Source organism: Bacillus sp. NMTD17, from assembly GCF_002998735.1.
In the GTDB taxonomy this organism is placed as follows: Bacteria; Bacillota; Bacilli; order Bacillales; family Bacillaceae; genus Bacillus.
In genome coordinates this window covers 1-13,388 of record NZ_PVRH01000006.1, presented here as the reverse complement: position 1 = coordinate 13,388, position 13,388 = coordinate 1, and the positions used below count along the sequence as shown (strand labels likewise).

The 13,388-nt window shown below is 42.7% G+C and carries 12 protein-coding genes and 1 rRNA gene; 10 read left to right on the top strand and 3 right to left on the bottom strand.

Features of this window, described 5'->3' with window-relative positions; translation table 11 throughout:
- The first annotated feature begins 9 nt into the window (after window positions 1-9).
- The 6 genes from C6347_RS16180 (at window position 10) to C6347_RS16155 (ending at window position 7,494) form a co-directional block, all read left to right on the top strand.
- On the top strand, window positions 10-1,752 hold the full coding sequence (locus C6347_RS16180) for an ABC transporter ATP-binding protein (protein ID WP_060595817.1): 1,743 nt from the start codon (window positions 10-12) through the stop codon (window positions 1,750-1,752).
- A 112-nt stretch (window positions 1,753-1,864) separates the two neighbouring features.
- Entirely contained in the window at window positions 1,865-2,887 is a 1,023-nt protein-coding gene (locus tag C6347_RS16175; RefSeq protein ID WP_106071859.1) for an ABC transporter ATP-binding protein, read from the top strand.
- Window positions 2,856-3,833, top strand: coding sequence for an ABC transporter ATP-binding protein (locus C6347_RS16170; protein WP_106071858.1), 978 nt, complete (start codon window positions 2,856-2,858; stop codon window positions 3,831-3,833). Before C6347_RS16175 ends, C6347_RS16170 begins: the two co-directional genes overlap by 32 nt.
- A complete protein-coding gene (locus C6347_RS16165; RefSeq protein WP_060595820.1) occupies window positions 3,808-5,394 on the top strand; it encodes an ABC transporter substrate-binding protein in 1,587 nt (528 codons plus the stop codon). The genes C6347_RS16170 and C6347_RS16165 overlap by 26 nt, the downstream gene beginning before the upstream one ends.
- Before the next feature lie 184 nt (window positions 5,395-5,578).
- Complete coding sequence (locus C6347_RS16160; RefSeq protein WP_066031776.1) at window positions 5,579-6,580, top strand: ABC transporter permease; 1,002 nt, start codon at window positions 5,579-5,581, stop codon at window positions 6,578-6,580.
- Window positions 6,581-6,597: 17 nt separating this feature from the next.
- Window positions 6,598-7,494 (top strand): ABC transporter permease, encoded by an 897-nt coding sequence (locus C6347_RS16155; protein WP_106071857.1) that lies wholly within the window; start codon window positions 6,598-6,600, stop codon window positions 7,492-7,494.
- Window positions 7,495-7,727: 233 nt separating this feature from the next.
- Here the strand turns inward: C6347_RS16155 and C6347_RS16150 are convergent, their stop codons facing one another.
- Both C6347_RS16150 and C6347_RS16145 read right to left on the bottom strand, forming a co-directional pair.
- Window positions 7,728-8,801, bottom strand: coding sequence for an FUSC family protein (locus C6347_RS16150; RefSeq protein ID WP_034664960.1), 1,074 nt, complete (start codon window positions 8,799-8,801; stop codon window positions 7,728-7,730).
- Window positions 8,802-9,047: 246 nt separating this feature from the next.
- On the bottom strand, window positions 9,048-10,343 hold the full coding sequence (locus tag C6347_RS16145; protein WP_106071856.1) for a glutamate-1-semialdehyde 2,1-aminomutase: 1,296 nt from the start codon (window positions 10,341-10,343) through the stop codon (window positions 9,048-9,050).
- A gap of 129 nt (window positions 10,344-10,472) precedes the next feature.
- Between C6347_RS16145 and bcp the strand changes: the two genes are divergently transcribed.
- Window positions 10,473-10,940 carry a thioredoxin-dependent thiol peroxidase gene (bcp, locus tag C6347_RS16140; protein WP_034664955.1) on the top strand — a complete coding sequence of 156 codons (468 nt, stop codon included), beginning with the start codon at window positions 10,473-10,475 and terminating at the stop codon, window positions 10,938-10,940.
- 157 nt (window positions 10,941-11,097) lie between these two features.
- A complete protein-coding gene (perR, locus tag C6347_RS16135) occupies window positions 11,098-11,535 on the top strand; it encodes a peroxide-responsive transcriptional repressor PerR (protein WP_012009347.1) in 438 nt (145 codons plus the stop codon).
- 34 nt (window positions 11,536-11,569) lie between these two features.
- Here perR and C6347_RS16130 read toward each other — a convergent pair whose 3' ends face one another.
- Window positions 11,570-11,917, bottom strand: coding sequence for a YgzB family protein (locus C6347_RS16130; RefSeq protein ID WP_024425201.1), 348 nt, complete (start codon window positions 11,915-11,917; stop codon window positions 11,570-11,572).
- A 189-nt stretch (window positions 11,918-12,106) separates the two neighbouring features.
- Between C6347_RS16130 and C6347_RS16125 the strand changes: the two genes are divergently transcribed.
- Window positions 12,107-12,985 (top strand): nucleotidyltransferase-like protein, encoded by an 879-nt coding sequence (locus tag C6347_RS16125; protein ID WP_034664951.1) that lies wholly within the window; start codon window positions 12,107-12,109, stop codon window positions 12,983-12,985.
- Window positions 12,986-13,258: 273 nt separating this feature from the next.
- A 16S ribosomal RNA gene (locus tag C6347_RS16120) occupies window positions 13,259-13,388 on the top strand; the annotation flags it as partial.

The following is a 13,388-nucleotide window of genomic DNA, read 5'->3' as shown; positions in this document are numbered from 1 at the left end:
GAGATTTACATGGGGGTCATTAAACGCTACATGGCTTTTGTTACACCGTATAAAAAACAGATTGCATTGACAATGGTCATCGGGATGATCAAGTTCTCGATTCCCTTAACATTGCCTCTGCTTTTAAAGTATGTCATTGATGATGTCATTCAAGGCTCGGGGTCGGCTGAAGAAAAGACATCCTCTCTATTAATCATTATGGGAATCATGCTCGTCTTATTTTTAGTGATGAGGCCGCCTGTTGAATACTATAGACAATACTATGCGCAGTGGACAGGCAGTAAGGTATTATTTGATATTCGGGAAAAGCTGTTTTCGCATATTCAAAAGCTCAGTCTTCGTTATTATGCCAACACGAGAACTGGGGAAATTATTTCAAGGGTCATCAACGATGTGGAGCAGACAAAGGAGTTTGTCATCACAGGTCTTATGAACATTTGGCTTGATTTGATGACCGTGCTGATCGTGATCGCCATTATGTGTACACTGGACATCAAGCTCACCATCGTGTCTGTCATTATTTTTCCGCTATATGCGTTTGCAGTGAAGTATTTTTACGGCAGGCTTCGCAAGCTGACAAAAGAGCGGTCGCAGGCGCTGGCTGAAGTGCAAGGGCATCTGCATGAGCGGGTACAAGGAATGCCAGTCATTCGGAGCTTTGCCATTGAAGAATATGAACAAGAACATTTTCATGATGAAAACAAAAATTTTTTAAACAAAGCGATCAACCATACGAATTGGAACGCCAAAACATTTGCCGTCGTCAATACCATCACTGACATTGCACCGCTATTAATCATTGCATTTGCTGGCTACACCGTAATTAATGGATCACTTTCGATCGGGACCATGATTGCCTTTGTCGGCTATATTGACCGGATGTACAACCCGATTCGCCGTCTCATTAACTCATCCACGACTTTAACCCAGTCAGTGGCGTCAATGGATCGTATTTTTGAATTTATTGATGAGCCATATGAGGTAACAGATCGGCCGAATGCAAAAGAAGCTGATCATTTAAAAGGTGAGGTCGAATTTAAAAATGTGTCGTTTCGTTATGAACACACACAGGAAGAGATTCTGCACAATATCTCCTTGAAAGTAGAAAAAGGACAAACGGTTGCGCTTGTAGGAATGAGCGGTGGAGGGAAGTCGACACTCGTCAGCTTAATTCCAAGGTTTTATGATGTCACAAACGGGTCACTTGAAATTGACGGCATCGATATCAAAGAGTACAAAGCAAGAAGCCTTCGAAATCAAGTCGGAATGGTGCTGCAGGATACATTCTTATTCAGTGACACGATTAAAGAAAATATTGCGGTGGGAGACCCAGAAGCATCTTTTGAAAAAATCGTTTCGGCTGCAAAAGCGGCAAATGCCCATGATTTTATTATGTCTCTTCCTGAAGGATATGACACGAAGGTAGGAGAACGGGGCGTGAAGCTGTCAGGCGGTCAAAAACAGCGTATTTCAATTGCAAGGGTCTTTCTTAAAAATCCACCGCTTTTGATTTTAGATGAAGCGACGTCTGCACTTGATTTAGAAAGTGAACATTACATTCAAGAAGCGATGCAAAAGCTAGCGAAGGACCGTACAACCTTTATTGTCGCGCACCGCTTATCGACGATTACTCATGCTGACCTCATTGTCGTCATGGAACAAGGCGAGATTGTGGAAAAAGGAACACACGAAGAATTAATGAACAGAGACAGCCACTATCGCCATCTATTTACCATTCAAACATTAAATTAGTAGAAGCCTATCCGATTCTAGCGGATAGGCTTTTTTATGCTTGTCAAAAACATGACATATTTCCCAGCTTGTCTCAATACAATTTTAAAAAGTATGACGGGGTGGTGAATATGTGAAAGAACAAGACGTGCTGCTAGATGTCAAACAGCTGTCCATTGCGTTTCAGCAAAAAAAGCAAAAAGTACCCATCGTCCATCACTTATCGTTCTCGATTCAAAAAGGGGAAACCTTAGGGATTGTTGGCGAATCTGGCTGCGGGAAAAGTATCACATCTATGTCATTAATGGGCCTGAACCAGCAAACAGACACAACGGGTGAGGTTCAATTCGAAGGGCAAAACCTGCTGTCGCTTTCAGAAAAACAGTGGCGAGAGATAAGAGGGAATGACATTTCGATGATTTTTCAAGAGCCAATGACCTCTCTGAACCCATTAATGACCATCGGCAAACAAATGACGGAAGCCCTTTTCACACATCAAGCAATCGGTCAAAAAGAAGCAAAAGCAAAGGCGGTTGATCTGCTTCAGACAGTTGGATTGAAGCAAGCCGAATCGTTGCTTAAAAAATACCCGCATGAATTATCAGGCGGCATGCGCCAGCGTGTCATGATTGCGATGGCGATGCTTTGTCACCCAAAGCTCATGATCGCAGATGAACCGACAACTGCACTTGATGTGACCATCCAAGCGCAAATCCTTCGCCTGCTCAAAAAGCTAAACGAAGAGATGGACACCGCTATTTTATTTATAACCCATGATCTAGGCGTCGTGCGGCAAATATGCCAGCGAGTCATGATTATGTATGCCGGTCGAATTGTAGAAGAAGGAACCGTTGACCGTATTTTTCAAAAACCTCTGCATCCCTACACAAAAGGTCTTTTCGCCTCAGTTCCATCGTTTAAAGAGAAAAAAGAAAAGCTCATCTCTATTACAGGTCATGTACCTAAGCCGGGAACCATTCGATCCGGCTGTCAATTTGCACCACGCTGTCCTTATCAAATGGCGCAATGTCTTGAAGAAGATCCAGTTTTACAATCCATTGAACAGGACCACCGCGTGGCATGCTTTCTAATGGAAGGAGGAGAAGACACTGAGTCGCCCACTCTTGCAAGTGAATCAGCTGACAAAACGGTATGACACAGCCGCTTTTTTTTCTAAACACAAACATTCGACTCTGGCTTTAAATCAAGTGTCCTTTCACGTGAAGGAGGGGGAAACGCTTGGCATTGTCGGTGAATCAGGCTGCGGGAAATCAACACTTGGCAAAAGCTTAATGAGATTGACTGAACCGACGTCAGGCTCTATTCAACTGAAAGGGCAAGATGTCACTCTTTTGAAAGAAAGAGAGATGCGTTCTTTAAGAAAAGACATTCAAATGATTTTCCAAGATCCATACGCTTCATTAAATCCACGAATGAAAATCAAAGATATTTTAGAGGAACCGCTGATTGTTCACTGGCATGGGACGAAAGCAGATAGACGAAAGCGGGTAAAAGAGATGCTGCATATTGTCGGATTTGATCCTTCCTACGGGGAACGTTATGCGCACCAATTCAGCGGCGGACAAAGGCAGCGTATTGGTATCGCTAGAGCACTCATTACCCATCCAAGTCTTGTCATTGCGGATGAACCCGTTTCGGCTTTAGATGTATCCGTTCAAGCCCAAATTTTGAATTTGATGCTTGAATTGCAAAAGACACTTTCTCTGACGTATCTATTTATTTCTCACGATCTTGGTGTTGTCAGGTATATGAGCGACCGAATCGCCGTCATGTATGCTGGCCGCATTGTCGAGATGGGGCCTGCCGAAGACGTGTTTCACAGCCCGCTTCATCCTTATACGTCGCTGCTTCTGAAATCCATTCCACATATGGATCACGTGCTAGAGACGCAAGATGTGTCAGCAGAAGAGTCTGCCATGACGCCAAGCGGCGGATGTCCTTTCTTCAAAAGGTGTCCAAAAAGGTGGGAGAAATGCCTAAAAGCAGTCCCTGCTTTGTATGAGGAGGAACCGGGGCACGCAGCGGCGTGTTACTTATATCAAAAGGAGGAACACAATGAAGAAGACATGGTTGTTCAGTAGTTTCATTTTTGTGCTGGCACTTGCACTGTTTTTGGGGGGATGCTCGTCCGCACCGTCATCAGAAGAAAAAGCAACAAAAGACACCCTCGTATTTGGCAGAGGAGGAGACTCCACTTCACTAGATCCGATCACAACGACAGAAGGCGAAACCTTCAAGGTCACAGAGAATATGTTTGAAAAGCTACTGAATTATGGTGAGAAAGACACGACCATCCATCCTGGTCTCGCAACAGACTGGGATGTTGCAAAGGACGGTAAATCGTACACGTTCTACTTGAGAGAAGGTGTGAAATTTCACGATGGCACAGACTTTAACGCAGAAGCAGTGAAATTCAACTTTGACCGCTGGATGAATGGTGATGCAGAAAAATTTCCTTACTATGGCATGTTTGGCGGCTATAAAAAAGATAAAGGACATGTGATTAAAGACATCATCGTCAAAGGAGAGCATGAAGTTGAATTTCAGCTAAAGCGCCCGCAGGCGACATTCCTTAAAAACATTGCTATGTCACCGTTTGGCATCGCAAGTCCTGCGGCTGTTGAAAAAAGCGGTGATTCTTTTCGTGAGAATCCAGTGGGAACAGGACCATTCAAGTTTAAAGAGTGGAAGCAAAACGACCGTATCGTGTTAGAAAAGAACGAAGATTACTGGCAGAAGGATAAACCAAAACTGAATCAAATCATCTTCCGCTCTATTCCAGAAAACTCGGCTCGTTTAAATGCCCTGAAAACAGGTGAGATCGATTTGATGGATGGCGTGAATCCGTCAGATTTAGATGGCATTAAAACTGATAAAGCACTCCAGCTTATTGAAAGACCATCAATGAACGTAGGCTATATCGGACTCACTGTCACAAGAAAGCCGCTTGATAACAAGCTCGTTCGTCAGGCGCTCAATTACGCGGTCGATAAAGAATCCATTATTGAGTCATTTTATGGCGGACTTGCCGAGCCAGCAAAAAACCCTCTTCCGCCAGCTTTAGAAGGATACAATGACGACATTGATCCATATCCGTATGATCCTGAAAAAGCAAAGGAACTTTTAAAAGAAGCAGGTTTTCCTGACGGCTTTCGCATCAAGCTTTGGGCGATGCCTGTACCGCGTCCATATATGCCAGATGGGATGAAGGTAGCAGAAGTCATTCAATCAAACTTTGAAAAGGTCGGCGTCAAAGCAGAAATTGTGACATATGACTGGGCGACCTATTTAGATAAGGCAAGTAAAGGGGAAGCAGATGTGTTCTTATTAGGGTGGACAGGGGACAATGGTGATCCTGATAATTTCATCTACACACTGCTGGACAAAGACAGCATTGGCGGCAACAACTATACATTCTTCGAAAACGATAAAATGCACGACATCCTCATTGAAGCGCAAACAAATACAGATCAAAAGAAACGAAATGACCTGTATAAAAAAGCGCAAGAAATCATTCATGATGAAGCACCTTGGATTCCATTGGTGCATTCGATCCCAATGCTTGCAGCATCTAATGATTTAAAAGGCTATCAGCCGCATCCAACTGGTTCAGAAGCTTTAACTGACGTGTATTTCGAATAAGCAAATAAGGGAGATCTTGTCTCTCCCTTACAGCGTGTAGACAAACCCTCGCATTCGGTGTCAGTCCTGCGTTCCGGTGCTCACGAATGTCAAATTCGCTTCGCGCCAGTACTCGTCCTTCCTAGACTGCAAAGGTTTTCTATCACGCTGAAAAGAAGACAAAGAAAAAGGCGGTGAAAGCTGTTTGTTTGCTTATTGTATGAAGCGGGCAGGAATGCTCATCCCAGTATTGATTGGAATGACATTGGTCGTGTTTTCAATTATTCGGTTTATTCCAGGGAACCCAGCACAGGTCATCTTAGGACAGCGGGCAACGAAAGAGGCAGTAGAACAATTAACCATCCAGCTCGGTTTAAACCAGCCTTGGTATGTTCAATACGGACATTACATGCTGGGTCTTTTAAAAGGGGACTTAGGGACTTCGATACGAACAGGAGCGGCTATTGCCCAGGAAATGAAGCCTTACTTATTTGCGACGTTAGAATTGACCTTTTTTGCCATGGTGCTGGCGATTGTTGTGGGAGTGAATGCCGGAATCATTAGTGCTTGGTTTAAGCATTCCATCTTTGATTATGTCGCAATGTTTATTGCACTCATTGGAGTGTCTATGCCGATTTTCTGGTTAGGCTTAATGGGGCAGTGGCTGTTCTCGATCGAATTAGGTATTTTGCCGACGACGGGCCGAGAAAACGTAAGGAATCCAGTGGAGTCGATCACGTATATTCATACGCTGGACACGCTTTTGCAAGGCCGGTTTGATCAATTCACTGACAGCATCAAGCATTTGGTATTACCAAGTACAGCACTTGCCACAATTCCTGCTGCGATTATTGCGAGGATAACAAGGGCAAGTATGCTGGAAGTGCTTCATTCAGATTTTATTCGAACAGCAAAAGCAAAAGGGGTACGTTCATTTTTCATCATTTATCAGCATGGGCTGAAAAATGCGCTTATTCCGATCTTAACGATTATTGGTCTTCAGACAGGCCTCTTGCTAGGCGGAGCCATTTTAACAGAGACCATTTTTGCATGGCCGGGCATTGGGCGATATATATATGATGCCATCAGCTATCGGGATTACCCAGTCATTCAAACTGGCATTCTCATCGTTGCGCTCATATTTGTCCTGATCAATTTCATTGTGGACATCTTGTATGCGGTCATTGATCCAAGGATTAAATATTAGGGAGGGAGAGTGATAACATGGAAGCGCAAAAAGAGCTTGAACCACCTCAACCAAAAGAAGAACGCTCTCAATCATTGATTCTTGAATCGATGAAACTGTTCTTTCAGCACAAGCTGGCGGTCATTGGCAGTGTGATTGTCTTTTTATTTCTTATCTTAGCAATATTCGCACCGCTCATTGCTCCTTTTGGAATCAATGAACAATCTCTCGGTGAGCGATTTAGTGCGCCATCAGCTGCGCACTGGTTTGGTACAGATGATTTCGGCAGAGATATATTTTCAAGAGTTGTGCATGGCGCGCGGATTTCCTTATGGGTTGGTTTCTTCTCGGTTCTCGGGTCTGTCATTTTAGGCACACTGCTTGGATTGATAGCAGGCTATGGCGGAAGAGTGCTAGATGCTGTGATCTCGAGATTGTTTGATATTTTACTCGCTTTTCCTAGTATTCTACTAGCGATTGCGATCGTCTCCATTTTAGGCCCCTCCTTACAAAATGCTCTTATTGCCATTGCGATCATTAATGTCCCAACCTTTGGACGGCTCGTTCGTTCAAAAGTGCTGAGTATTAAACAAGAAGAATACGTGCTGGCAGCAAAGGCGGTTGGGATGTCACACCGCCGCATCGTGCTGCGTCACATACTGCCAAATAGTATGGTGCCGGTCATCGTACAGGCGACGCTTGCGATCGGAACGGCGATTATCGAGGCAGCCGCTTTAGGCTTCTTAGGATTGGGTGCACAGGCACCAAGCCCAGAGTGGGGGAAAATGCTCGCCGATGCGAGACCTTATCTCGTGCAAGCCCCCTGGACATTAATTTTCCCAGGTGTAGCGATCATGCTGACAGTTTTGGGCTTTAACTTGATGGGAGATGGATTAAGAGACACACTGGATCCTAAAATGAAGAAAATAAAATAAGACCGATTCTAGGAATCGGTCTCAGCGCGCAGACAAACCCTCGCATTCGGTGTCAGTCCTGCGTGCCGGTGCTCACTCACGAATGTTCAATTCGCTCCACTCCGGTACTCGTCCTTCCTAGACTGCAAAGGTTTTCTATCACGCTGAAAAGAAGACAAAGGGCTAAAATCAAGATCATTTTAGCCCTTTGTCAACAATCTAAGACCGATTCTAGGAATCGGTCTTTTCTCAATTTATGCTTCTTTTTCATCTGTCTCAATTTCACTGTCTTTTGGGTGATACGTCTGGAAGCTTGTAATCAATGTATCTAAATGCTCTAGTTCATCACGGTATTCGATGATGCTGGACATGACATTCAGCATATTGTAATCGAGCAAGTCGTTTTCTTGGTTTTGCTGATGCTGGATAAATGATTTCGTTAACGTTTCAAGGCGAAGAGAGCATTCGTTTTGAAATTCATCATCCTGCGGCTTCATTTTTCCGACAAACTTCATCAAGGTCCGCTCATGCCAATACAGTAAATAATCAATCTCATCCGTTAAGCTTTCCCGGAAATGCTCTGGCATCAAATGAATCTCATTTTCTAATTTATGAAGCTTTTTCAGCAAGTAAAGAGCACGATTCGATGTCATAATTGCCTGTCTGAACAAAACGAGCTTTCTTGATTTTACATAGGTTGTTTTCTTTAAATAGCTTCGTTCCTCTTTGTATAACAAGTAAATGTGATCTAATTTGATCATGCGTTCTTTTATTTGATCGATGTCATCCTTTAAAGTGGAATGATCAGTAGACTGTCTGGAGCTCAGACGGATCCATTTTAAAATCTCCTCCGTATTTTCCATAATGTGATGAACAAGCTTTGTTTCATACTTTGGCGGCAGGAAGATTAAATTCACTAAAAATGAAGAAAGAACTCCTAACACCACAGTAGCTGTTCGAATTAAGGCAAAGGAAAGGAAATGATCCCCAGCACTTTCTAAAATCGCAATGACGGTTACAAGTGCAATTGGAATAGTGTGTTCAATCTTCAGCTTTAAATTAATGGCGATGACCATGACGGCGGTTAAACCGATAATGACTGGCCCAGTGCCAAAAAGCAGACCGAACGTAATGGCAAGTGCTGCTCCAATAATATTGGCTTGCACTTGATCAACAATCGTTAAAAAAGATCGATAAATAGATGGCTGGATAGCAAATACAGCTGCAATTCCCGCGAAGACGGGCGTTGGCAGCCCAAGCCATGTTGCCAGGTAAAGCGCGAGTACAATGGCAATACCAGTTTTTAAAATACGGGCTCCAAGTTTCATTGGTTTTGTCCCTGCATTCCTTTCTTTTTGATAATAGATGATCACTCGTCATTTATCATCAATATTTTGATGAACAACTAAGTAATATACAGCGGTCTTCCGAAATATTCAAGTGATTTTTGAAAGTTCATGAAAACATCAAAAGAAGGTATTGAGAAGAAATGTAACAGATTCGCACGCTTTTGACAAACAAGAGCTGATAAATAAAAAAACAGGCGCATTTTTTTTCGCCTGTTTTTGACCCTATTATGATTGTTTTAACTGTTCAAACGCATGATCTACTGCTTGCAGCGTCTCAGAAATATCTTTTTCAGTATGTGCGATCGTTAAGAACCAAGCTTCATATTTAGAAGGAGCGAGGTTAAGCCCTTGAGAAAGCATTAATTTGAAGAAGCGGGCGAACATTTCGCCATCCGTATTTTCCGCCTGTTCATAGTTTACAATGGTTTCTTTTGTGAAATAAATCGTGAGAGCCCCTTTTAAGCGGTTCACCGTAATATCTACTTGATGTTTTTTTGCATGGGCTAAAATGCCTTCTTCTAGCATAGCGCCAAGCTGATCAAGGCGCTCGTAAACACCATCTTGTTTTAACACTTCCAAGCATGCAATACCAGAAAGAATGGATGCAGGATTTCCTGCCATCGTGCCAGCTTGATAGGCTGGTCCAAGAGGAGCGACTTGCTCCATAATTTCTTTTTTACCGCCGTAAGCACCGATCGGAAGTCCGCCGCCAATGATTTTTCCTAATGCAGTGAGGTCAGGTTTTACTTGAAGCAAGTCCTGTGCTCCTCCGTACATAAAGCGGAAAGCTGTAATCACTTCATCATAGATCACAAGTGCGCCCTTTTCATGAGTGAGGTCATTGACCTGCTGCAAGAAGCCGTCCTTAGGCTCCACGATGCCGAAGTTCCCGACAATTGGCTCGACAAGGACAGCTGCGACTTCATCACCCCATCGATCCAATGCTTCTTTGTAGCTATCAATATCATTAAATGGAACGGTAATGACTTCATTGGCGATGCTCTTTGGTACGCCTGCTGAATCAGGGGTTCCTAAAGTGGAAGGACCAGAGCCAGCTGCCACAAGCACAAGATCAGAGTGGCCATGATAGCATCCGGCAAACTTAATGATCTTTGTTCTGCCTGTATATGCGCGCGCGACACGAATCGTTGTCATCACCGCTTCTGTTCCTGAATTGACAAAACGAACTTTGTCCAAAGCAGGCATGGCTTCCTTCAGCATTTTAGCAAAAGTGACTTCATGCTTCGTTGGCGTTCCGTAAAGGACACCTGTTTCAGCCGCTTTTGTAATAGCTTTTGTAATATGCGGGTGAGCATGTCCTGTAATAATTGGACCGTATGCTGCTAGATAATCGATATAGCGGTTTCCATCAACATCCCAAAAATAAGCGCCTTCTCCTCTTTCCATAGCCACGGGTGAACCGCCGCCTACTGCCTTATATGAACGAGACGGACTGTTGACACCTCCAACAATATGCTCCAGCGCCTCTTGATGTAATTTTTCTGATTCTGTGAATTTCATAAATAGCCTCCTATCTCAACGTATCACGTCGTCTATCATTATTTTAACATGCCGATGCAAGCGTCCTTAGTTGAATATCCTCTCAAAATTGGATAGGCTAATTAAAAAATAGGTTGGAGGGATTGTGTCATGACAATCGAAATAGGCCAGCAAGTACCTGAAATCGAATTAACCGGTGACAATGGGGAGAAAGTAAAGCTTTCTGACTTTAAAGGAAAACATATTGTCCTTTATTTCTATCCAAAAGATATGACACCAGGCTGTACAACAGAAGCATGTGATTTCCGCGACCGCCATCAAAGCTTTGCAGAATTAGATGCTGTCATTATCGGCGTAAGCCCAGACAGTCAGGACAAGCACCAAAAGTTTAAAGAAAAACATGATTTACCGTTCCTGCTTCTTGTAGACGATGAACAGAAATTGTCTGAAGCCTTTGGGGTATGGAAGCTGAAAAAGAACTTTGGCAAAGAATACATGGGCATTGAACGTTCAACGTTTCTTATTAATAAAGAAGGAACGCTTGTGAAAGAATGGCGAAAAGTCAAGGTGAAAGACCACGTAGAAGAAGCGCTTGAGGAACTGAAAGCTCACGCTTAATATCATCACAGGATGAGATCGGCAGACATGCCGGTCTTTTTTGTGAAGAAGAATAGGTAAAAAAGAGGATTGTAATTGACAAAGATTCGGCTCTGGGGGTACACTATTTATAAAGATTATAATATAAGAATATTTTTGAAGAGAGGTGCATGATGAAATGGCTGCTCACGAACTAAAAGACGCTTTAGATGCTTTAAAAGAAACCGGTGTTCGAATTACTCCGCAGCGCCATGCCATCTTGGAGTTTCTCGTAAATTCTATGACTCACCCAACCGCGGACGATATATATAAAGCACTTGAAGGAAAATTTCCAAACATGAGTGTCGCAACGGTTTACAACAATTTACGAGTCTTCCGGGAATCTGGATTAGTAAAGGAATTAACGTACGGTGATTCCTCAAGCCGATTTGATTTTGCGACATCTGACCATTACCATGCGATTTGTGAAAACTGCGGAAAAATAGTGGACTTTCATTATCCTGGCCTTGATGAAGTAGAACAGCTTGCATCCCATGTGACGGGCTTTAAGGTCAGTCATCATCGCTTGGAGATCTATGGAACTTGTCAAGAATGTGCGAAAAAAGAAAATCATTAATGAAAAAGCTGACCGGTTAAATGGTCAGCTTTTTTTATGACTTTTTTCGATTGTAGGATTCATCAAACTCTTTGCCTTCTAATGCTGGATCGAGTGTAAGCGGCTCTCTGCAATGCATGCACATATCCACCCGCCCAAGCACTTTTGTTTCTTTCTCACAGCCTGGACAAACGACACGTACTGCCTTCGTAGAAAGCATACCAATCCAAAAGTAAACGGCTGTACTTAATCCGATCGATAAGACGCCGAGCAGCATAAAGAAAGTCGACAGCCAGATCGATTCCTTGAAGAACACACCGATATACATGATCAGAAAGCCAACAAAAACCAAACTAAGTGCAAATGTTCTGATTTTATTAATTTTACTGGAGTATTTCGCCATCCCTAGTCCCCCTTGTCTCCAATATAGCACATTTTACCTTTCCGTTTGAATTAGTTATAGAGTTTTGTGAATAAATTGCTTATAATGATTCAATGATCTTTTTTCTTGTATTGAAGGAATTTTGATTCTATGAGGAGAAATACATAGCATTAGAGAAGAACTTTACACCCGAGTATTGGAGGAATCACTATGGAAAATCTTCTCCGTCCTATTTATCAAGAGAGAGCAAGCCATCCAGACACATTAGCTGTGATTATAGTAGAAAGAAGACATAAAGTATCTTCTGAGACGGATAACTTTGATGCAGCACTTTTAGTCATCGTAAAAGAAGCGGAAGAGCCGTTATTTATCAAGCACTATGAATCCGATCACCAAACAGCTTCTTTAAATGTTGTCACAGATGATCAGCTGAAGGAATGGATTACCCTCGGCACTAACCGCCGAATCATTGATTGGATTTTGAATGGGAAAGTCCTATTTGATCGAAATGAATATATTTTCAACTTGATTGATGAACTGAGTACATTCCCGTTTTCAAACCGCAAACTTAAAATCGGTTTAGAATACGGCAAGCTCATTCGCAGATATATAGAAGGAAAAGCATTTTTTGAGTCAAATCAATTCCTTGATGCATATAATTCAATTGTGCATGCTCTGCATCATTTGGCACGTATTGAAGTGATCGATAAAGGCTTCCACCCAGAAGTGACGGTTTGGAATCAGGTGCGTCATATGGAACCGGAAGTATATAAACTTTATTCAGAACTCATTGAAAGCCACGAAAGTCTGCATAAGCGTTTGGAACTTTTATTTTTAGCAAATGATTTTTTGATCCATTCAAAAGCAGAAATTGGTGCCGCTCATTTGCGTCATGTCATGGAACAGCAAGATATATGGCTTTTTGGCGAGCTTCTCGCGCATCCTGATCTCAAGTATTTCACGCCTGACCTTAGCGTCATGATTGATTTCTTTGTGGAAAAAGGAATTGTTCAGGTGGAGCCGATTGAGACAAAGGGACAAAAAATCTATCATCGAGGATATTTTGTGAAAAAAGATATTGACGCATGAATATTATGATGGTATATTATTATACGTCGCTAACGAGCAACCAAGTTGCTTCGAAAGAAAAGCTGACAAAAAGAAATTGTAAAAAACACTTGACGCACACAGCGCCGAAATGTTATATTGAGAAAGTCGCCTCTGAGCGACAATGAAGATGATCTTTGAAAACTAAACAAGACAAAACGTACCTGTTAATTCGAGTTTTTATAAAAAAATCCTATGAAACATCATAGGTAGTCAGTCAAACGCTGACGAAAAACAAAACTTCGGTTTTGTACTTTTTCGGAGAGTTTGATCCTGGCTCAGGACGAACGCTGGCGGCGTGCCTAATACATGCAAGTCGAGCGGACAGAAGGGAGCTTGCTCCCGGATGTTAGCGGCGGACGGGTGAGTAACACGTGGGTAACCT

What these genes read in the sequence shown, in the direction of transcription:
- C6347_RS16180 (WP_060595817.1), top strand. Translation starts at nt 10, where the DNA reads ATGGGGGTCATTAAACGCTACATGGCTTTTGTTACACCGTATAAAAAA.
- C6347_RS16165 (WP_060595820.1), top strand. Translation starts at nt 3,808, where the DNA reads ATGAAGAAGACATGGTTGTTCAGTAGTTTCATTTTTGTGCTGGCACTT.
- C6347_RS16155 (WP_106071857.1), top strand. Translation starts at nt 6,598, where the DNA reads ATGGAAGCGCAAAAAGAGCTTGAACCACCTCAACCAAAAGAAGAACGC.
- C6347_RS16150 (WP_034664960.1), bottom strand. Translation starts at nt 8,801, where the DNA reads ATGAAACTTGGAGCCCGTATTTTAAAAACTGGTATTGCCATTGTACTC.
- C6347_RS16145 (WP_106071856.1), bottom strand. Translation starts at nt 10,343, where the DNA reads ATGAAATTCACAGAATCAGAAAAATTACATCAAGAGGCGCTGGAGCAT.
- bcp (WP_034664955.1), top strand. Translation starts at nt 10,473, where the DNA reads ATGACAATCGAAATAGGCCAGCAAGTACCTGAAATCGAATTAACCGGT.
- perR (WP_012009347.1), top strand. Translation starts at nt 11,098, where the DNA reads ATGGCTGCTCACGAACTAAAAGACGCTTTAGATGCTTTAAAAGAAACC.
- C6347_RS16130 (WP_024425201.1), bottom strand. Translation starts at nt 11,917, where the DNA reads ATGGCGAAATACTCCAGTAAAATTAATAAAATCAGAACATTTGCACTT.
- C6347_RS16125 (WP_034664951.1), top strand. Translation starts at nt 12,107, where the DNA reads ATGGAAAATCTTCTCCGTCCTATTTATCAAGAGAGAGCAAGCCATCCA.